This window comes from Chryseobacterium formosum (assembly GCF_026460885.1).
Classification (GTDB): domain Bacteria; phylum Bacteroidota; class Bacteroidia; order Flavobacteriales; family Weeksellaceae; genus Chryseobacterium; species Chryseobacterium formosus.
On sequence record NZ_JAOVZW010000015.1, the window covers coordinates 266461 to 288252 of the forward strand.

Consider the following 21792-nt stretch of genomic DNA (forward strand, 5'->3'; position numbering starts at 1 on the left):
TTTTAAATTAATTTTAACATAAAATAACTTTTGTTAAGAATTGAGAGTTATTTCTTGGCACAGTAATTGTAACTATTAATTCGATTCTCATGTTTAATTTGAGTTTTCATGGTTATTAGTTTTTACCCAGCTTCGGCTGGGTTTTTTATTGCTAATAATCAGCATATAAATTGTATAATTCACAATTTCCGAATATAGAATATGAATACAATTATTCTATTTGCTTCATAATCAAGCAAAAGAATGGGTTTAGTTTAAAAAATGTAAGAAAATTACTTATCTGTGAGCGTTTTCTTCCGCTTCTTCCATCAATTTGATATAAGTAGAATATCTTGAAGATTGAATTTCACCGGTTTCTAAAGATTCTAAAACGGCACACTTCGGCTCATTTATATGCATGCAATTATGATATTTACATTCTTCCCTCTTTTTAAAAATTTCAGGAAAATAATGTTGTACTTCTTCTTTTTCAATATCAATCATCGCAAATTCACGAACTCCGGGAGTATCGATAACATTTCCGCCAAAATCCCAAAAATGCATTTGTGCAAAAGTGGTTGTATGCTTACCTTTTAAATGAGTATCTGAAATTTCTGAAGTTCTCAAATTAAGATTGGGTTGCATCGCATTGACCAAAGTAGATTTCCCACAACCGGAATGACCAAAAAATACAGAAGTTTTATCTTTCAGAAGTTCAACTAAATCATCAAGATTTAATTTTGAATAAGAAGAAATTTCCAAAGTTTCGTACCCGATTTCATTGTAAAGAAATTCAATATCTTTTACAATTTCAGATTCTTCTTCAGAAAGAACATCCATTTTATTGAATAAAATCAATGGAGTAATATTGTAAGCTTCACAACAAGCTAAAAATCGGTCTAGAAAACCGAGAGAAGTTTCGGGATGTTTTAAAGTAAAAATAAAACAAGCCAAATCAATATTTGAAGCAATAATATGTGCTTCTTTTGAAAGGTTTACAGATTTTCGGATCAGATAATTTTTGCGAGGCTCAATTTTAGTAATCCAAGCAACATCATCCTGCTCCAGCTGAAATTCCACAAAATCACCAACAGCTAAAGGATTTGTAAGTCTGGTTTTTATCAGTTTAAATTTCCCGCGAATTCTCGCTTCAAAAATTTTTCCGGTTTCTGTTTCCAAAACCTGATACCAACTTCCTGTAGATTTAATGATTTTTCCTTTCATATATAGATTGCAAATATAAGGAATTAGGTTTAGGTAATAGGATTTAGTTTAAGTCTGAAACAAATTCTAAATCCTACTACTTTTTCCAAAACCAACTTATCTGTTAATCATAATACTATTTTGAACCTCAATTGATTCTTCGTGAATCGCTTTGAAGACTTTTTCAATAAAATCCTGCGACATTCCTGTCTCAGAAGCTTTTTGAATGGCATATTCTGTAATAACTTTCCAACGATCCGGCTGAAAAATCGCAATGTCATTTTCCTTCTTCAGTTTTCCGATTTTTGATGAAATTTTCATTCTTTGAGAAAGCAATTCAATTAACTGAAAATCTAAATCTGAAATCAACGTTCTGTGTCTTCCCATTTCATCATCAAAACCAGCTATTCCTGAATTTCTGACTTTCAAATTTGAAATCATTTCACCTAAAACTTCAGGTGTAATTTGTTGTGAAGCATCACTCCACGCTTCGTCAGGATTACAATGTGATTCGATAATTGCACCTTGGTAACCGACATTCAACGCTTCCTGAGTAATTCCCGCTAATCCGGTACGATTTCCGCAAATATGAGAAGGATCAATTAAAATCGGAATATTTGGAAACTGACTTTTAAAATCTAATGCAATCTGCCAATTCGGATTATTTCTGTATTTCGTTTTCTGGTACGTTGAAAAACCTCTGTGAATTGCTCCTAAATTTTTAATATCCTGTCCTAAAAGTCTTTCCAAAGCACCAATCCACAATGCTAAATCTGGATTTACAGGATTTTTAACCAAAACTATTTTTTCAGTTCCCTTTAAAGCTTCTGCAATTTCCTGAACGGTAAAAGGGTTTACCGTAGAACGTGCACCAATCCATAAAATATCGACATCTGCTTCCAAAGCTGCAGCAACGTGATGAGCATTTGCAACTTCTGTAGCAGTTTTAAAACCGTATTCTTCTTTTACTTTTTTTAACCAGTTTAAACCAATTACACCAACTCCTTCAAAACCATTTGGTTTAGTTCTCGGTTTCCAAATTCCTGCACGAAAAATAGGAACTTCTGCATTGGTATTTTTAATTCTTTTTGCCGTTTCCAGCATTTGTTGTTCACTTTCCGCACTGCATGGTCCAGCGATAATAAGAGGCTGGTGAAAATCTTTTATCCAGCTGTTTTCCAAATCTCTTAAGTTCATATTGTATATTTATATTTTAAAATTAAACGCAATAGTATATGTATTATAAAGTTACTTTATAATTCTTTCAAAAAAATGTAATTCAAAAATTGTTATGAAATCAGGAATCTAAACGCAGAGTTCCTATAGTTTTTAAGAAAGAAATTAAATTAGCTATACCAATAAAATCGATAATAACTTCTAAAATTTCTATAATAAAATGTAGCAAAAGAAAGATAACTGCTTAAGAAATAAGCAGGTGTAAAACTGATTGTTTGAGTAAAATCAGAAGTATATGGAAGTTTGGAATGTTCCAATTTTATACTGTAATTTATCTTTGTTTTTGTAAATATTAAGCAAATATATAAATTTATGACAAATCAAACCTCATTAAATCGTCTAAATCTTTTAAAAGAGGATTCATTTCAATAAATTTTTCAAAAATTTTCTTTTTAGTCATCACTTCAATTTTCAGATTTTCATGATCTTTTTTAAACTGAAACTCGATAGAATGATTATGCACTTTATGTTTAAAATGATTAAAAAACTCGATACTGATTTTATCAAATTCTATTTTAGCAGAATCTGAAGGATAAGAAATCTCAATGATTTTTTCATCAATTTTAATGAGCTTAAAAGCTTTTATTGCATTAAAAACAACGGGATCTTTGGTTCTAAGCTGTTTTAAAAGTACCGTCCATTCTGTCTGAATATCGGTATCTGTAAAATGATGTTCCGGCAGATTTTCAGTATTGACAACAGTAGTTTTTTCTCTTTCTTCAGTTTTTTCTTCCTGATTTAAGAATGAATTGATACTGAAACCTGAAGAAATATTAGGTTTAGATAGAGGTTTGGAAGCTTTAATTACAGGTTGTGAAGTTTGTTCGGGTTCAGCAACTTTAGTTTGAACTTTTACTTCTTCAACTTTTTTCTCCTGAATCTGAGTTGGCAATTTTATCTCCTGTTTCTCATCAAGAAACGGAGCTAATATTATAAACTTTTTTTTTTAGCTAATTCGCCACCGGCAGAAAGAGAAGATAATTGCATCAAGGCAATTTCAACGGTAAGTCTAGGATTTTTTGAATTTTTATAATTGATATCTGCATGATTACAGATTTCGATTCCGTCGATTAAATGTTGCGGACTCCATTTTTGTCCCTGCTCGGTAAATTTCACTTTCGTCTGCTCCCCAACTTCAATCAAATCCATTGTTGACGGATTTTGAGCCATCATTAAATCACGGAAATGATTTCCTAATCCCGCAATAAACAAATGTGGATCAAAACCTTTTTTTACAATTTCATTGAAAGCAGAAAGTACTTCAGGAATTTTATTTTCTTTAGCTAAATCGACAATTTTCAGATATTGATCGTAGTCTAAAATGTTAAGAACTTCAGCAGCCTTAGCAAGGGTAATATTTTTCTGAGAAAAGGTAGAAAGCCTGTCAAAAATAGAAAGCGCATCTCTCAACGCACCGTCTGCTTTTTGAGCAATCAAATACAAAGCATCATCTTCATACTTTACATTTTCTTTTTCCGCAATTCCTCTTAAATGATTCTGAATATCAAGAATTGTAATTCTTTTGAAATCATAAATCTGACAACGCGATAAAATTGTAGGGATAATTTTATGTTTTTCAGTCGTTGCTAAGATAAATATTGCATGAGCAGGTGGCTCCTCCAAAGTTTTAAGAAAAGCATTAAATGCTGCAGAAGACAACATGTGAACCTCGTCAATAATATAGACTTTGTACTGACCGACTTGTGGCGCAAAACGCACCTGATCAATCAACTCACGGATATCGTCAACAGAGTTATTAGACGCAGCATCAAGCTCATAAATATTGTAAGCAAAACCATCTTCTGAGACGGAACCGTCTTTTTCGTTGATTTTTCTTGCTAAAATTCTGGCACAAGTCGTTTTGCCGACACCACGAGGTCCGCAAAACAACAGCGCCTGTGCCAATTGATTTTCTTCAATAGCATGTTCTAGCGTATCTGTAATATGAGATTGCCCAACAACGGTATCAAACTGTTGCGGACGGTACTTTCTTGCAGATACGATAAAATTTTCCATTGCCCAAAAGTAAGGAATATAGTTTTAATTTAAAAATTAAAATCTTCAAATTTCATGTAAAATATTGCTAAGGTTTGGGCAATAGAATATTATTTATTGTAAGCGAAGTCGATGATATCTGCAATAGCTTTTTCAATCTTCTTCCTTCCTTCTTCACTTTTCATATCGATACCGCAAAACGTACTTCCGTTATGACCAGTATACAAATTCAAATGATAAGAACCCGCAATAAGAAGCGCTGTAATAGCTCTGTATTCCTCAGACTTTTCTCCAAAATGAGGATCTGTAATATTTTTGAATAATACTTCTCCCACCTCTTCTCTCTGATCTAAAATTTTCTTGAGAATAGGTCTGCTTTCTGACATTTCCCACACAAGAATTTTCTGTAATTCTTTGTTTTTCTTTAAACTTTCAAACTGGTTTACAATTGCCATTTTAGACAATTCTTTTCCCCCATCTGATAAATCTACATCATCACCGGCCTCAAATTTACTCCAGTAATCTTGCGATCTGATATACTCATCGATCAATTTATCAGTGCTTCCGAAATATTCATAAATTAATTTTTTGTCAAATCCTGCAACTGCAGCAATTTTACTTACCATTAATCCGGAATATCCTTTGGTTTTCAAAATCTTCCCTACTGCATTGAGTAGTTTTTGTTTTGTTTTTTCTTTGTCCCTAATAGGACCTTGTACAACTTTTCTAGGCATCGTTTTCTATTTAATTTTTGCTAAAAGCAACTTTTCAATAATATTTAAAAATTCTATACCATCCGTAATCTACTGTTTACAAAAGACTTAATAGAATTTTACATTCACAAATATACATCTCTTTAGTGAGAATTGTGGAACATTATATTTCTTATTTACGATTTTTTTTCTCATCCGGTTTCACTAAGTGTAGAAAAACCTAAATTTATTTCCTTGTCAGTGTATTTTTTCTTAAAATAAAAAGTGCAAAAATACTACATCTAAGATTAATAAAAATGAATTAAAATTCAATATTCTTTATCAAATTTCACACAAGTGAAAATTATTTTTAAAATAACAATTGATTATACTGATATAATTTAAACCAAAACATTTATTGTTAAATTTCTCATTAAATAAAATAATTCACTATCCTTAATTAAAATTACGATTTTTTTGAATATCAAATAATAAATTTCAAGAAAATATTTAGTGTTTCTTTAGGAAGCTCCACCCTTCTGTTGCACGTTTAATGCCATTGTTGATTTTCATTGAAAAAATCTCTTTTTATCTTTAATTATTTATTTTTTTCATTTAAAACAATCGTAAGATTAAAAGACTATTTTTTGGACAAAAACACTATCAATTCTATCTTTGTAACTCCAAATATTGCTATCAAAAGCATTATTTGAAGATTAATTAATTAAAAATGAAAATCATTCCTTTAAAAGAAGGCAATTTTATTGCTGACAAATTAAAAAACTTCACAATTTTGGAAGAAAATCCTGAAGCGAGAGGAATAAAAATGTCTATACAGCCTTTTTTAATTATTACAAAAAATGATTATATTCTTATTGATGCCGGTTTTGGTTGGAAAAATAAAGCTGGAAAATTAGTCATCACCGAAATTCTCGAGAAAGAAAATATTCATCCGGATCAAATAACTAAAATTCTTCTATCTCATTTACATAAAGACCACATCAACGGAACGCTGTTGAAAACAGAAAACGGCTTCGAACCTACGTTTCCAAATGCTAAAATTTATATTCAAAACAGAGAACTAGACTTTGCTTTAGAAAGCCGTGAAAATCCTTCTTTTGATTTCGAGGTTTTAGAAGCATTAATTCAACAACCCAATATTGTTTGGATAAATGAAGATCAGGGAAATATTAATGATGAAATTTATTATGAAGTCGTTGGAGGTCACAGTCCATTTATGCAGATTTTTAAAATTACCGAGAATGATGAGACTATATTTTTCGGCGCAGATAATCTTCCTCAAGAATCTTATTTGAAATATCACGTCGCCTACAAAAGTGATTTTGATGGTAAAAAAGCAATGCAATTACGCATCAAATGGCAGGAAGAAGCAATAGACAATCATTGGAAAATTTTGCTTTATCATGATTTGGATAAAAGCGTTTTAGAATTTTAAAATACTTACTTATAAAACCTCCTGAAAATCGATTACAGGAGGTTTTAATTTTAAACTTCTTTAATTATCTACTTACTTTATTCAAAAGTTCAATATCGGCAGAACTTAAATTTAATTCCGGAGCAGCAAACAAAGTCTTTAATTGAGATTCACTTGTGGCACTTACAATAGGAGCGGTTACTAAAGGATTTGCTAAAAGCCAAGCTAATGCAACAGAAGCCTGATTCGTTTCATGTTTTTCACTGATTTCATCTAAAGCTTTTAAAACATTCAAACCTTTTTCATCTAAATATTTTCTTACACCTTCTCCTCTTGCGCTTTTATTTAAATCATCTTCATTACGATATTTTCCGGTAAGAAAACCTGCCGCCAATGACCAATAGGTAAAAACACTCAAATCATATTCTTTAACCAAATCAGCGTATTGAGTTTCAAACTTTTCTCTTTCCAATAAATTATAGTGTGGTTGTAAAGCAACATATTTTGGAAGATTGTTTTTTTCGGCAACTTCAAAAGATTCTTTTAATCTTTCCGGTGAAACGTTTGATGCAGCGATGTAACGAACTTTTCCGGCTTTAATAATTTCATCGTACGCTTCTAAGGTTTCTTCAACCGGAGTTTTGTTATCATCAAAATGGGTATAATAAAGATCAATATGATCAGTTTGAAGCCTGGTAAGAGATTCGTCAACCGACTTTAAAATATGTTTTTTACTAATATCAAAACCATGCTCTTTTGTTTCCGAACCCACTTTTGTGGCAATTACCAAATCGTTTCGATTATTTCTCTGCTTCATCCATTTGCCAATAATTTCCTCAGACTGACCACCTTTTCCATTTACCCACCAAGAATAAGTATCGGCTGTATCTATAAAATTAAAACCTCCTGCTGTAAACTGATCTAAAATATCGAAAGACTGCTTTTCATCTAAAGTCCACCCAAAAACATTTCCACCAAAATTAATTGGTGCTACCAAAAGATCAGTATTTTTTATTTTTCTTTTTTCCATAAATAGATTGTATAAAATTTTAATAGTATTGCTAATTTATGAAACAACCTTTGGAAAATCCTTTCAGTATCTAGTTTTAATAAGAATAGAGCTTATAGAAATTTTCGATTGAAATAATTTAAAACCGAAAATTTTAATTAAATTATCTTCGAAATTATATTTTATCGTAAATTTGTTCTTTCAAAAAAAAGGAAATGGTGTCTTCCTTACCCAACCGCCTTGAAAAGCTGATGGCGCCTGATTAATTGAATGTTTTACCATTTAATCAGGAAATTATGTTTAGAAATAACAAAAAATCAGTTTTTAGAATTCTAATTATTTTAATTAAATTATTTTTCAGAAAATATCCTTCTGCACTTTTTGTGTTGAAATGGCTTTTCATTACTTTAATAATCGGAGTTTTAATAGGAAGCGCTTCTGCATTTTTTCTTCAGACTTTAGAATGGGCGACACAATTCAGAGAAAATCATCTTTGGCTGATCGCATTTTTACCTTTGGGTGGATTTCTAGTTGGATTACTCTATCATTACTTTGGAAAAGACGTTGAAAGTGGGAATAATTTATTGATTGAAACTATTCACAATCCTCAAAAAACTATTCCTTTAAAAATGGCACCTTTTGTCTATTTAGGAACGATGATTACTCATTTTTTTGGAGGATCAGCTGGTCGTGAAGGAACTGCTTTACAAATGGCAGGAGCAATTGCTGATCAATTTTCAAAGCCATTTAAATTATCAGCAGACGATAGAAAAATTTTAATTATTTCTGCAATTGCGGCTGGATTTGGTTCGGTTTTCGGAACACCTTTAGCCGGAGCAATTTTCGGGCTGGAAGTTTTTCTTGTCGGAAGATTAAAATACAATGCCTTATTTCCGGCAATTTCTGCAGCTGTAATAGCAGATTTAGTCACAAAATTATGGAATACGCACCACACTCATTATCAAATTGATTACATTCCTGAAATTTCATTTTTAAATATACTTTACGCCGTCATTACCGGAATTTTCTTTGGAATTTGCGCTGCAACATTTATCAAAACTATTCATAAAACCGGAAGTTTATTTAAAACTAAAATCAGTTATCCTCCACTTCGACCATTCATTGGCGGAATTATCGTTGCATCTTTTGTTTGGTTAATTGGAACCACAAAATACATTGGTTTGGGAATTCCAACAATTATTGATTCTTTCGAACAACAACTTCCTGCTTATGATTTTACATTAAAAATGATTTTTACGATTATCACTTTGGCTGCAGGTTTTAAAGGTGGAGAAGTTACTCCGCTATTTTTCATTGGTGCAACTTTAGGAAATGCTTTAGGCTATTTTATTCCTTTACCTATTGCACTTTTAGCGGGTATGGGTTTTGTGGCAGTTTTTGCGGGAGCGACCAATACGCCAATTGCATGTAGCATTATGGCGATTGAGTTGTTTGGAAATGAATGCGGTGTTTATGTGGCGATTGCGTGTGTTGTTTCATATTTATTTTCAGGCTCAAATAGTATTTATAAAAGCCAGATTATTGGCGAACCTAAAAACAATAGATTTTTAAAAGATATTGGTAAGAAATTGAGCGAACTTTGATTTATATTTAAAAAAACACCCTTTGAAATTATCGCAGGGTATCAGAAATTAATTCAATTTAGGAATTTTAACCTTCTCTAACTCTGTTTTATAATGCTCAAGTTGAGTATAAATTCTATTTTTATCGCTTTTAAAGTAAGTTGAAGATTTAAAAAGTTCTTCATAATAATTGATTCCTTCAAAAAGATTAGATTTAAAAATATTCCATTTTTTGATTTGAGAATTTGCTAACTCTCCATAAAAATTTGAAATATCTTTTTGTAAATGATCCACGTACATTTTTAGTTCATTAATAAACATATTTGGTCGATCAGTTTCCGAAAGCACATTTCCATTTCCGTAAATATGTCCAATCATTTCTGAAAGTAATAATTCTTTATCGAAATACGCAAGATTGGGTCCCGGGCAAATCACAACGCCTTGCTTTTCACCTTTTGTTTCAATTCCGTTTTCTAAATATGCCGAATTTACTAAACCTACACAAAGGCAAGCTTTATCAGTGATTGTATTTTTTTTAGATTGAAACTGCTCGTTTGTTAAATCATTTTTTAGATCTTCAAGCTCATTTAATTTAATGTCTTGATATTTTTTCGATGCAGTACAAATTCCTTCCGGAGAATATTCTTTACTTAAAGCCAGTAATTTTTTCGGACAAGAACTTCCATACTTATTTTTGGCTTCTTTTTGATATTTTAAAATCTCGTTTGATGTTCCTTTTACCGTATTAAACGGCACTCCCAATGGAGAAATATTACTCAGATAAAAATCATTTTGCTTTGATTTTGCCAAAAGATTTCTGGTTTCAGAATCTACCGAAGTTGCTTCTGGAACCAGTAAAAACGGCGAACCCCAACCAACGCTGTCAACGTTATAATTTTCTAAAAGAAAATTGTGCTCTTCAGAAGTTCCTACTCCACCTTGAACGGTAATTTTCATTTCTAAAGGTTCAATTGGAGCATATTTCCCTTTTTGTTCTAAAGCTTTAATCATCAACGAATGTGCAGAAGAAATTAATTCGTTTTTCTTTGTCTTAAATTCTTCCATAATAGGACCGAGCAATAATCCCTCTGTTGCAAAAGCATGACCGCCGCAATTTAAACCTGATTCAATTCTGTATTCTGAAACCCAAAGTCCCTTTTTTGCCAAAAAATTTCCCTGAATCATCGCCGAACGGAAATCACTGACTTTTAAAATAATCTTCTTTTTAATATAATTATTTGCATCAGGAAAAAAATCATCAAACTCTTCAATATAACTGTATAAACGAGGATTCATTCCTGCAGAAAGCACCATTGATGAAGAGATTTTACTTTGAGCAAAACCACGAAGAGAAGCATGTGCATCATTGAAAATTACAGGAAGCTGTTCATTATTACGATAATTATCTTTATCAACCTTGGTCATAATATTCACATCAATACTTCCCGGAACAAGATTTTTTTCAATAAAACTTTTAATGTTTGAAGCAAAAGAATCTCCTTGATTTAGAATATTTTGCAATCCATTTTTCAGTTCGGATGTATTTGGAAGCATCGTCATGAAATTTTTGAGCGCATCTGTATTTTTTGAAATTTCTTCTTTGAAAGATTCAAATTTCCCGGTTATGATATCATCCATCATATCGAGATAATCGGTAATTCTTTTTGCTCTGTAATCTTCGGTTTTTGTTGAAATTCCAAAATAGTTGAGATTGAACTTTTTGCTGTAGAAATTTTTCATTTTTTCTACAATTTCGTCATCGATGATCGATATAACTGAGGAAATTCCGTATTGTGCGACACGAATCGGACTGTCTATCGTGTAAGATAATCCCATAACGGGAATATGAAAGCTGTGTAAAGGTTTATTAATCATTATTTTAACAATAAAATTTTCTTTCATATTTCTATGAAAGTGATAATGATCTGAAAACCTTTGAATTTATTTGTAAAACTCTCTACAAAAGTAAATATTTACATCAAATTATGCAATAAATAATATTTAAATTCAAATCCATTACTGTACAATTCGCAAAATCAAAGAATTATAAAAAATATTACATTTTTATAAATTTATTGTTAAAAATCATGGTAATTTGGTAGTTTTTTAAATCTTTATTTATTAAATTTACGTTTTTAATTCCATAAATATTTATCAATTTATAATGTTTGAGTTTAGAAAAACACTCTTTTTATTTACCTTATTTTTTAGTTTTTTGGCAACAGCCCAGCAAAAACTGACCGCCAAAGAATTGAAAATCAGGATTACAAATAATTCTAAACTCTACAAAACCAATATTGATAAAGCTTACAGCGAATTAAATGGTCTTTTGAAACAGTCTGTTATTCTAAAAGATTCTATTTCTGAAATGAAGCTTCTCGACAGAAAATGCCGATATTTTTACGGCAAAAATATGATGGATAGTCTGATTATTACGAGTGAAAATCTTCAGAAAAAATCTCATTTATATAAAGATATTTATTTTGAGGCGATGTCTAATATTTATATCGCTGAAACTTATTCCATCAATAAATTTCCGGATAAAGCCATTTCTTATTTGAATTCTGCCTATAAACTTCTTCAAAAAGGAGATCCAAACAGTGAGAGAATATTCTACGCAAAATCTAATGTTCTTAATAGTTTTGCAAATATTTACTTAGATAAAAATCAACCGAAAGAAGCAGCTAAAAAGATTTACGAAGAAATAGAAAGCGGTAAGCAGCTGAAAAACAAAAATGAACGTGATAATTTTCAGTATTTAAATTATGCAAACCTGGCTAATATTTATAGTCAATACAATATAGATTCCGCTTATCACTATGCAAAAAAATCAATTTTAATAAAACCTGGAGATGTTGCTGATGACAAATCGATGATTGACAATTATTCTGTGATTGGAAAGGTTTATAAGGACAAAAAAAATTATGAAAGTTCGATAAAAAACTTCCATAAAGCACTTTATATCAGCAAGAAAGATGGAACTGAGATTAATGCCAATCAGATTTATCATTCGCTCAAAGAAATTTACGAAATTCTCAATGTAAAAGACAGCGCAAATTTTTATGGAGCTAAAATTGAGCAATATGAATTAAAAACTTTAAAAAGCAAGTACAATTCTTTGCAAGAAGTTATTAATAAAGATAAAAAAGAACAAGAAAACTCACAAAATCCTTTTTGGTATTGGGTTATTCCTGCTTTAGCTGCAATTGGTACTACTCTATTTTTTACTTACAAAAGAAAAAATAAGAATACAATAACCGAAACTGAAACAAAACCCGACATCAATCTCAGCGAAGCTTATCATGATTTGATGGAACTTTTAGAAAAAAGAGATCCTGCATTTATGTTTGCTTTTGAAAATATTTATCCAGATTTTTCTAAAAAACTCTTAGCAAAAAGTTCAGATTTACAACAATCAGAGATAGAATTTTGTGCTCTTTTAAAAATGAAATTGACGACAAAAGAAATTGCAAAGATCAGTTTCATAGAAACCAGAACGGTTCAGAATAAAAAATACAGGATCAGAAAAAAATTAGATATTCCTCAAAATGTCGATATCTATTATTGGATCGATCAGATATAATTACAACAAACTGAGTTTTGATTTTATTCAATCACACTGCTACAAAATTTAAACTATTCATTAAAAATAGCATTATTTAATTATTATAACTCAAAAAAGTATCTAATGAGTACGTGATTTGATAAAGATTCCGTAAAAATACTTCCAAAACAATTTTTCGCATAATATATTTGCCAACAGATAAAATGACAGCAATTTATTTAAAAATCTAAATGCTTTTTCTAAATAAATCTGTAAAATCAAACTTGATTAAAAACAAATATTTATGGTAAAAATCTCCACTTTCAATTTCGCAAAAACTCTTATAGCTTTAGGAATATTTGCAAATGTGATTTCTATTAATGCTCAGCAATGGGAAAACGTTGGTTCTGCTGCTAACATTTCTGCAGGAAACGGAAGTTTTAATAACCTTGTAATTGATGCACAGGGAAACTATTATGTTTCTTATTACGATCTTTCGGTTAGCAAGGGATCCGTTCAAAAATTTAACGGAACCTCTTGGTCGCATCTTGGAGGAAGCGCAGGAATCACGACTGGAGCAGCTACATACAGCTCATTAGCGATAAATCCATCGGGAAGTATTGTATATTACACAAATCAAGGAACAGGTTTTGAAGCACGCAAATTTGAAGGATCTGCATGGTCTTCTTTACCAAGTGTTTCTACATCTACAACAAATTATCAGGCTTCGGCAGTTTCTCCTTCAAACGTTTTGTTTGCTTATGGTTCTTATGGTTCGGGAACGGTTCAGCGATTTGTAAATGGTGCTTGGGAACAGGTTGGAACAGCAAGTATTGCAGGTGGAGTACCATATAATGCAGAAATGGTAATAGGAACAAATGGCAAAGTTTACATTACCCACAATGTTTCCGGGGTAAAAGTTTATGAAAACAATCAAACAGCTTCAGCAACAGATGCATGGACTTTGGTTGGTGGTGCAAATGTTGGAACCACATTCACAGAAGGAACAAATGCAACTTCAGACATTGCAATTGGCTCAGACAATACGTTATATGTCGTTTATTCTTCTCCATCATCTAATAACAGGAAATTAAATGTGAAAAAATTTAATGGAACAAACTGGATACAAGTTGGGAACGCTGATTTCGGAATTTCAAATGATCTTTATAATGTATCGATTGCTGTAACTCCTACCGGAAAATTATATACTGTAGCAAGCGGATGGGCTGTAAATAGTGGCAAAAACACAGTTTATGAATATAATTCTACTACAAATACTTGGGTAACTTTGGGTGGTGATTTTGTATCTGACGGAACTGCAACATATAACGATTTACAATATGATGCAACAACAAATTCTTTGGTTCTTACCTATTCTCAAACCGGAATTAAGGTTAAAAAATTCTCACTTGGCGCTTTATCTGTAAACGATATAAAGAAAAATGAATTTAATATTTACCCTAATCCAACTAAAGGAATTGTAAATATTAAAGGAGATTCAAAAATAAAATCAGTGGAAATTACCAATACTGTCGGACAAGTTTTGAGTATAAAATCAGACAATCAGCAAGTTGATTTAACATCTTATCCTAAAGGAGTTTACTTTGTGAAAATCAATCTTGAAAACGGAAAACAAATCACGAAAAAAGTGATTAAAAATTAGAAGAAATAAATCGTACATAGAAATTAAATTTAGAAGAGTAAGGCTTTGATTTTTTCAAAGTCTTATTTTTTATTTGAACATAAAAATAGTTCATAAATATATTATTAAAAATAAATAAATTATATTTGTGTACTATTAAATAGTTTAGATATGGATTACACATTGGTAAAAGATGCTATTAAGCTCTTAGAACAATTCGATTCTGAAAATAAAAATTCTCAATATATTTCTGATATTGAAGGATTTAAAAAATGGATTCAAAATCAGCAAAACAATATAAAGCCTTCAGCAAGAAATATTGTTTGGGAAGGGAAAGAAAATGGAAGAAGTCCGGAAAGTGTGATTAGTACACTACTCGTTCATTTAAACCGATATGCGAAAACTTACTCCAAGTCGGCAATTGCGGGTTCAGAATTTTCCACCCAGGAAGAATTTATTTATTTAATTAATCTACAATCTTTCGGGGAAATGACTAAAACAGAGCTAATTAAAAAAAACATTCAGGATAAACCTGTAGGAAATCTTATCATCAATCGTCTCATAAAAAATGATTGGGTAAAACAGGTCGATTCTAAAACAGATAAAAGAACAAAAGTTATCAGTATTACTCAAAAAGGAATTGATGTACTTGAAAAACAGATGAAAAATATTAGAAATGCTTCAAAAATTGTAAGTGGAAATCTTACTGAGGATGAAAAATATACTCTGATTGAATTACTAAATAAGCTCGATCATTTCCACAATCCTATTTTTGGCAGAAATATTGAAAGCATTAATTTAATAGATACGGTTTTCAAAGAAAATTCATTTAATGATAATTAATTATGATTAAAAAAATAGCAGTTATTGGTTCAGGATTTTCAGGATTATCTGCTGCAGCTTATGCAGCGAAAGACGGTCATGAAGTTCATGTTTTTGAAAAAAACGATAGTCTTGGAGGAAGAGCGAGACAATTTAAAACGGATAACGGTTATGTTTTTGATATGGGCCCAAGTTGGTATTGGATGCCCGATATTATAGAAGATTTTTTCAATGATTTTTGGAAAACTTCTTCTGATTACTACGAATTGGTTTCATTAAATCCACAATTTGAAATGGTTTTTTCTGATGGAGTTATGGCTGTTCCCCAAGATTATTCTGAAATGCGAGATCTTTTTGAAAATATTGAAAAAGGATCAGCAAAAAAGTTAGACGAATTCATGGACGATGCGCAATATAAATATGAAGTTGGGATGAAAGATTTCGTTACAAAACCTTGTCATTCTTGGTTTGAATTTGTATCTCCTAAAATTGCAAAAAGCGCATTAAAACTCGATTTATTATCTAATTTCCATCGTTTTGTAAGAAAATATTTCACAAATCCGAAGTTGATTATGTTAATGGAATTTCCGGTAATTTTTCTCGGAGCTGCTCCTAAAGATATTCCCGCTTTATACAGTTTGATGAATTATGGCGGTTACAAATTAAGAACTTGGTATCCAATGGGAGGTTTTTACAAAGTGATTGAAGCAATGTCTGAAATCGCTGAAGAACAGGGCGTAAAATTTCATTTAAATTCAAATGTTGACAAAATTGAAATTGAAAATGGAAAAGTAAAATCAATCGTTGTTAATGGAACAGAAATTGAATTTGACACAGTAATTGCGTCATCCGATTATCATCATACCGAAGAAAATTTAATTAAAAAAGAATATAAAAATTACAGCGAAGACTATTGGAAAAAGAAAACTTTTGCACCTTCATGTCTGATTTATTATTTAGGATTTAAAGAAAAAATTCCAAACCTAAAACATCATACTTTGTTTTTTGAAAATGATTTAGAATTGCATACTTCAGAAATTTATGAAGATAAAAAATGGCCTACAAAACCTTTATTTTATGCTTGTTGTCCGTCAAAAACAGATAAAAATGTAGCTCCTGAAAATTGCGAAAATGTATTTCTTCTAATGCCCATCGCAACAGGAATTAAAGACAATGAAGAAACACGGGAAAAATATTTTCTTGAAATGATACAAAGACTTGAGAAACATACCAAATCATCAAATCTTTTATCAAAAATCGACTATAAAAAAAGCTATTGCATTAGTGATTTCAAAAAAGATTATAATGCGTATGAAGGAAATGCTTATGGTTTGGCAAATACACTGAATCAGACTGCAGTTTTAAAACCTTCATTGAGAAATAAAAAAGTGAAAAATTTATTTTACACGGGGCAACTTACCGTTCCTGGGCCGGGAGTTCCACCATCGATTATTTCAGGAAAAATAGCTGCAACCGAAGCCATCAAATAACCCAATTATATGAAAAAACTTTTTGACGAACTTTCTTATAAGATCAGTAAACAGACCACAAAACAGTACAGCACAAGTTTTTCTTTGGGGATTTTGGCGCTTTCTCCAAAGATTAGAAATTCTATTTACGCAATTTATGGCTATGTAAGATTGGCAGATGAAATTGTCGACAGCTTTCATGATTTTGACCGCACTACTCTTTTAACGAGATTTCGTGAACAAACGAATCAGGCTTTGGAAGAGAAAATTTCGTTGAATCCAATTTTACAGGCTTTTCAAGAGACCATTCATCATTACAAGATTGATGTACAATTAATCAATCAATTTCTCAACAGCATGGAAATGGATTTGCAGAAAATCGACTATAATTCAGACCTTTATAAAGAATACATTCTCGGCTCTGCCGAAGTGGTAGGTTTGATGTGTCTTCATATCTTCGTCGATGGAAATAAAGAAATGTATGAAAAATTAAAACCTACTGCAATGAAGTTGGGTTCGGCTTTTCAGAAAGTCAATTTTTTGCGTGATATGAAAGATGATTATCAAATTTTAGGACGAACTTATTTCCCAAATGTTGATATTTCGTATTTTGATAATATTGTAAAAGCTCAGATTGAACAGGAAATTTATGATGAATTTAAAGAAGCTTTAGAAGGCATAAAAAATTTACCAAATTCCTCTAGATTTGGGGTTTATCTAGCCTATCGATATTATATTTCTCTTTTCAGAAAGATAAAAAGAACTTCAGCCAACAAAATAATTAATCAGAGAATCAGAATTTCAAATGGAAAGAAATTTTCTCTCATGATGAGCAGTTATGTACAATATAAAATGTCATTCCTGTAAATTTTCAAAAACCTAAATATTAACATAAATAAATTATGATTCATCAACTTGAACGTCAGCAACAACTGAACTGTGATTTAGAAACAGCATGGAAGTTCTTTTCATCAGCCAATAATCTTTCAGAAATTACCCCTAAAGACATGAATTTTGTAGTCAGAACGCAACTTAGCGAAGACGAAATTTATGAAGGGATGGTAATAGATTATTACGTTTCTCCACTTTTTGGCATAAAATTAAAATGGCAAACTATCATCGTTGAAGTAGAATCAAATAAAATGTTTACAGATTTTCAAAATAAAGGGCCTTTTAAAATGTGGCATCATCATCACTTTTTTATACCCAATGAAGATGGAGTTTTGATGGTTGATAAGGTAAATTACGAACTTCCTTTTGGGTTTTTAGGTGAATTTGCACACAAAATAATGGTAAAGAAAAAGTTGGAAAATATTTTTGACTTTCGTTTTGATTTCTTAGAAAAAAAATTTAATAAAAAGTAACATGAATTTTTTAATTGTTTTAGTGACATTTTTTGTGATGGAAGGGATGACTTGGCTCATTCACAAATACGTGATGCACGGTTTTCTGTGGACACTTCATCGTGATCATCATGACCACAGCAACGAAGGAAAAATGGAGAAAAACGATTACTTTTTTGCCATTTTTGCAATTCCAACGATTGCTTTAATGTACTACGGAACAATTAATAATTTTAACGCTTATTTTTATATCGCGATAGGAATTACCTTATACGGAATGGCATATTTTTTCGTTCACGACATCTTTATTCATCAACGTTTCAAGATTTTGAAGAATACAAAAAACCCTTATTTATTGGCAATTCGAAGAGGTCATAAACAGCATCATAAACATACAGGAAAAGAATACGGGGAATGTTTCGGCTTTCTTTGGGTTCCTGTGAAATATTTTAAAATGTTTTTCAATAAAAATAAAGCATAAATGTGGCAATACACGTATTTGGCGATTAATTTTTTCACGATCATCATCTGTTTTATATTTTCTTTTCATCCGAAAATTAAATTTCACAGACACTTCGGAGCATTTTTGCTTTCATCAACTATTGTTGCCACTTTTTTTATTGCTTGGGATATTTGGTTTACAGCAAATGGAGTTTGGTGGTTCAATGATAAATATTTAATTGGAAAAAGACTTTTCGGTCTTCCCATCGAAGAATTACTGTTTTTTATCTGCATTCCTTTTTCGTGCGTTTTCACATATTTTTGTTTGGATAAATTTTTCAAGCTTGATTGGAAACCTTCTATTGAAAAGGGTTTCTTGATTATTTCAATTATTTCATGTTTTATTTTAGCCCTAATTTTTAAAGATAAAATATATTCCTTCGTTACCTTTTTGACAACAGCAATTAGCTTAACTGTTCTTTATTTTGCGTTAAAAGTAAAGTGGATTGGTAAAGCTTCTTTCATTTATTTAGTATTGATGCCAGGATTTTTAGCAGTCAACGGAATTCTTACCGGAACCGGACTTGACTCTCCAATCGTTAATTATAATCCTAAAGATTTTATCGGTTTCAGAATTTTAACAATCCCAGTTGAAGATACAGTTTACGGCTACGAAATGATTCTTTGGAATCTTTTCTTCTTTTATAAATTTAAAAAAAATGAGCAAGATTAATATATTCTGGTTTCGAAGAGATTTGAGACTTCAGGATAATACAGGTTTGAATTCTGCCTTACAATCAGATCAAAAAGTTCTCCCGATTTTTATATTTGATACTGAAATTTTAAACCAGCTTGAAAATAAATCTGATCGACGAGTTGATTATATTCATCAGGTTTTAGGCGGAATGAATGAAGAATTAAAAAATCATCAATCAGGAATCAAAACATATCTTGGAAAACCACTTGAAGTTTTTACAGAAATCATCAAAGAATTTGATGTTGAAACTGTTTTCTGCAACCGTGATTACGAACCGCAAGCAATAAAACGAGACAAAGAAATTGCCGATTTCCTGAATAAAAATAATATTGAATTTAAAGATTTTAAAGATCAGGTAATTTTTGAAAAAGATGAAATTACAAAAAATGACGGTTTACCTTACACTGTGTACACTCCGTTTTCAAAAAAATGGAAAGAAAAATTTCATCAAACAGAAATTCATTCAAGTCAAGCAAACTTTGAAAATTTTCATTCATTTAAAGCTAAAAACATTCACAGTTTAAAAGAAATGGGTTTTGAAAAAACAGACCTTATTTTCGAAGAGCCAATTTTAGATAAAAAAATTATAGAATCTTATAATCAATACAGAGATTTTCCGTCTTTAGATCACACAACAAGATTGGGAATTGCTTTACGATTCGGTACAATTTCGATAAGAAAATGTGTAAAATACGCTTCTGAACACAATGAAACCTGGCTGAATGAATTAATTTGGAGAGAATTTTTCATGCAGATTCTTTATCATTTCCCTAAAGTTGTCAACAGTTGTTTCAAAGAAAAATATGAAAAAATCAAATGGCGAAACAATGAAGTTGAATTTAAGCTCTGGTGTGAAGGAAAAACCGGTTATCCTATCGTAGATGCGGGAATGCGACAACTTAACGAAACAGGATTTATGCACAACCGTGTAAGAATGGTTGTTGCCAGTTTTCTTACAAAACATCTGTTGATCGATTGGCGATGGGGCGAAGCATATTTTGCCGAAAAATTATTAGATTACGAACTATCTTCCAACAACGGAAACTGGCAATGGGCAGCAGGTTGTGGCTGCGATGCGGCGCCATACTTCAGAATTTTCAATCCAAGTGAGCAAACCAAAAAATTTGATAAAGATGAAAAATATATAAAAAAATGGTTACCCGAAAATTATTCTAAAATTTCACAAATTGTTGAACATACTTTTGCAAGAAACAGAGCTTTAGAAACCTATAAAAAAGCAGTGAAAGATTAATTTTTGTCTAAATTAAAATTTATTTACAAAAATTTAATATTTCGATTTAACTTTAGGTACCACACCAACAATGCAAGGCATAGTATTTGCCAGTAGTAACTTACATACCATAATAACAAATACACTACAAAATAATATGAAAGTTACTGATCTAAAAATTAAAAACTTGGTTGAATACCAAAACGAGATTTTTACAATTACCGAAATTTACCAAAATAATAACGATTATTTTGTGAAGATTGAGAATGATTTGCACAGTGTGTCATTATCAGCAGAGAAAATTAATCCGATTAAAATTACCGAAGACTGGTTAGAAAAATTTGGTTTCAAGAGAACTTATGCTTCAGATCACCAAATTCGTTACGAAAGACCTGAGTCATTTATTAAATATGACATTGATTTAAGATCCAAAAAACTTGTAGAAGGTCTTAAAATCTACGGAAACACGATTAGATGTAAATATATTCACGAATTTCAGAATATTTTTTCATCGCTTTTTGGTAAAGAAACGACTGCTTTTTTTAAGTCTTCTTTTCATAAAGCAGCTATTTAAAAGGCAAATCAAATTATATATATCTATTTTAAATTTCCCTGACGAAAGTCGGGGATTTTTTTTGTTTTAGCTAATTCTTTTCTTATTACTTGCTTCAACCCAATTCTTTTTACCACAGTTTTTACAATTTCCAGCAGAACCAACTTCTTTTTCTTCTGTAAATCCACAAAAAGTACAAGAATAATGACCTGAAATTTGAATATTTTGAATCGTATGATCTAAAGAATTTAGCATAATAGGAAGTCCAAATTTCACCATTTCGTCTTCAAAGAAAAATACACTTATTTCTCCGGAAACTTCTTCAATCGCAAATTCAATCTGACCCAAATGCGAAACGCTTTTTACTCTTAATTCAGCAAAAAATTCATCACTTCCCAAATTTTCTTTTTTAAAATTATCAATAGCAAAAACTCCATTTTCAATTAAGTAAATTGCTTTTCCTTCAAACAGATTTTCAAGTTTTTTAAATCTTCCGATTAAAGCAGTAATGGATGAATAAAGAATAATAATTACTAAAAAAACAATCATCGAAGAAACAATTCCAACTTCTTTATAAAACATCGGATCTCCGGCTGCAGAACCTAAACCGATAATCACAACCAATTCAAAAATAGAAAGTTGCTTCACTCCCCTTTTTCCTAAAACACGAAGACTTATAATAATGGTGAGAAACATGATGACTGTTCTAAGAATGATTTCTAAAAGGAAACCCCAATCTTCTGTTCCCAGAAATAATTCTTTCCAGCTGAAACTTAAAAAAGCAGATAAAAACATGATTAAAATTTAGTTGAGAGATTCAAAAAATAAGCCAAGGTAAAATTTAGCTTTTTTTATTAG

The 21792-nt window shown here is 30.8% G+C and carries 20 protein-coding genes and 1 riboswitch; of the genes, 12 read left to right on the forward strand and 8 right to left on the reverse strand.

The window, feature by feature from the left end; genetic code table 11:
• Positions 1-276 precede the first annotated feature (276 nt).
• The 5 genes from rsgA to OF897_RS13745 all read right to left on the reverse strand — a co-directional run bounded on the left by rsgA (position 277) and on the right by OF897_RS13745 (position 5147).
• Positions 277-1203 (reverse strand): ribosome small subunit-dependent GTPase A, encoded by a 927-nt coding sequence (gene rsgA, locus OF897_RS13725; protein WP_267266251.1) that lies wholly within the window; start codon positions 1201-1203, stop codon positions 277-279.
• A 96-nt stretch (positions 1204-1299) separates the two neighbouring features.
• Positions 1300-2379: a chorismate mutase gene (locus OF897_RS13730; protein WP_267266252.1), complete on the reverse strand. Its 1080-nt coding sequence runs from the start codon at positions 2377-2379 to the stop codon at positions 1300-1302.
• 349 nt (positions 2380-2728) lie between these two features.
• Positions 2729-3310 carry a hypothetical protein gene (locus OF897_RS13735; protein ID WP_267266253.1) on the reverse strand — a complete coding sequence of 194 codons (582 nt, stop codon included), beginning with the start codon at positions 3308-3310 and terminating at the stop codon, positions 2729-2731.
• Between the two features lie 38 nt (positions 3311-3348).
• A complete protein-coding gene (gene dnaX, locus OF897_RS13740) occupies positions 3349-4434 on the reverse strand; it encodes a DNA polymerase III subunit gamma/tau (RefSeq protein WP_267266254.1) in 1086 nt (361 codons plus the stop codon).
• Positions 4435-4523: 89 nt separating this feature from the next.
• Positions 4524-5147 (reverse strand): TetR/AcrR family transcriptional regulator, encoded by a 624-nt coding sequence (locus OF897_RS13745; RefSeq protein WP_267266255.1) that lies wholly within the window; start codon positions 5145-5147, stop codon positions 4524-4526.
• 688 nt (positions 5148-5835) lie between these two features.
• Here OF897_RS13745 and OF897_RS13750 point away from each other — a divergent pair.
• Positions 5836-6561, forward strand: a complete 726-nt coding sequence (locus tag OF897_RS13750) for an MBL fold metallo-hydrolase (RefSeq protein WP_267266256.1) — start codon at positions 5836-5838, stop codon at positions 6559-6561.
• A 64-nt stretch (positions 6562-6625) separates the two neighbouring features.
• Here OF897_RS13750 and OF897_RS13755 read toward each other — a convergent pair whose 3' ends face one another.
• Positions 6626-7570 (reverse strand): aldo/keto reductase, encoded by a 945-nt coding sequence (locus OF897_RS13755; protein WP_267266257.1) that lies wholly within the window; start codon positions 7568-7570, stop codon positions 6626-6628.
• Positions 7571-7751: 181 nt separating this feature from the next.
• Positions 7752-7817, forward strand: a riboswitch (Fluoride riboswitch).
• Between the two features lie 28 nt (positions 7818-7845).
• On the opposite strand from OF897_RS13755, the gene OF897_RS13760 reads away from it, so the two are divergent.
• Positions 7846-9153 carry a voltage-gated chloride channel family protein gene (locus OF897_RS13760; protein ID WP_267266258.1) on the forward strand — a complete coding sequence of 436 codons (1308 nt, stop codon included), beginning with the start codon at positions 7846-7848 and terminating at the stop codon, positions 9151-9153.
• Between the two features lie 48 nt (positions 9154-9201).
• Here OF897_RS13760 and OF897_RS13765 read toward each other — a convergent pair whose 3' ends face one another.
• Positions 9202-11007, reverse strand: a complete 1806-nt coding sequence (locus tag OF897_RS13765; RefSeq protein ID WP_267266259.1) for a hypothetical protein — start codon at positions 11005-11007, stop codon at positions 9202-9204.
• Positions 11008-11347: 340 nt separating this feature from the next.
• On the opposite strand from OF897_RS13765, the gene OF897_RS13770 reads away from it, so the two are divergent.
• The 10 genes from OF897_RS13770 to OF897_RS13815 all read left to right on the forward strand — a co-directional run bounded on the left by OF897_RS13770 (position 11348) and on the right by OF897_RS13815 (position 20955).
• The gene (locus tag OF897_RS13770; protein WP_267266260.1) at positions 11348-12715 is read left to right on the forward strand and encodes a tetratricopeptide repeat protein; all 1368 of its coding nucleotides are present in this window, start codon (positions 11348-11350) and stop codon (positions 12713-12715) included.
• Between the two features lie 265 nt (positions 12716-12980).
• A complete protein-coding gene (locus OF897_RS13775; RefSeq protein ID WP_267266261.1) occupies positions 12981-14339 on the forward strand; it encodes a T9SS type A sorting domain-containing protein in 1359 nt (452 codons plus the stop codon).
• Between the two features lie 150 nt (positions 14340-14489).
• Positions 14490-15161 carry a MarR family winged helix-turn-helix transcriptional regulator gene (locus OF897_RS13780; protein ID WP_267266262.1) on the forward strand — a complete coding sequence of 224 codons (672 nt, stop codon included), beginning with the start codon at positions 14490-14492 and terminating at the stop codon, positions 15159-15161.
• 2 nt (positions 15162-15163) lie between these two features.
• Entirely contained in the window at positions 15164-16630 is a 1467-nt protein-coding gene (locus OF897_RS13785) for a phytoene desaturase family protein (RefSeq protein WP_267266263.1), read from the forward strand.
• 9 nt (positions 16631-16639) lie between these two features.
• Positions 16640-17476 (forward strand): phytoene/squalene synthase family protein, encoded by an 837-nt coding sequence (locus OF897_RS13790; RefSeq protein ID WP_267266264.1) that lies wholly within the window; start codon positions 16640-16642, stop codon positions 17474-17476.
• Positions 17477-17511: 35 nt separating this feature from the next.
• A complete protein-coding gene (locus OF897_RS13795; RefSeq protein WP_267266265.1) occupies positions 17512-17973 on the forward strand; it encodes an SRPBCC family protein in 462 nt (153 codons plus the stop codon).
• Position 17974: 1 nt separating this feature from the next.
• Positions 17975-18433, forward strand: coding sequence for a sterol desaturase family protein (locus OF897_RS13800; RefSeq protein WP_267266266.1), 459 nt, complete (start codon positions 17975-17977; stop codon positions 18431-18433).
• The gene (locus OF897_RS13805) at positions 18434-19126 is read left to right on the forward strand and encodes a lycopene cyclase domain-containing protein (protein WP_267266267.1); all 693 of its coding nucleotides are present in this window, start codon (positions 18434-18436) and stop codon (positions 19124-19126) included. It abuts the gene before it with no gap.
• Entirely contained in the window at positions 19113-20402 is a 1290-nt protein-coding gene (locus OF897_RS13810) for a cryptochrome/photolyase family protein (protein ID WP_267266268.1), read from the forward strand. The genes OF897_RS13805 and OF897_RS13810 overlap by 14 nt, the downstream gene beginning before the upstream one ends.
• A gap of 136 nt (positions 20403-20538) precedes the next feature.
• The gene (locus OF897_RS13815; RefSeq protein WP_267266269.1) at positions 20539-20955 is read left to right on the forward strand and encodes a hypothetical protein; all 417 of its coding nucleotides are present in this window, start codon (positions 20539-20541) and stop codon (positions 20953-20955) included.
• 66 nt (positions 20956-21021) lie between these two features.
• Here OF897_RS13815 and OF897_RS13820 read toward each other — a convergent pair whose 3' ends face one another.
• Positions 21022-21729, reverse strand: coding sequence for a DUF421 domain-containing protein (locus OF897_RS13820; RefSeq protein WP_267266270.1), 708 nt, complete (start codon positions 21727-21729; stop codon positions 21022-21024).
• Positions 21730-21792: the final 63 nt, after the last annotated feature.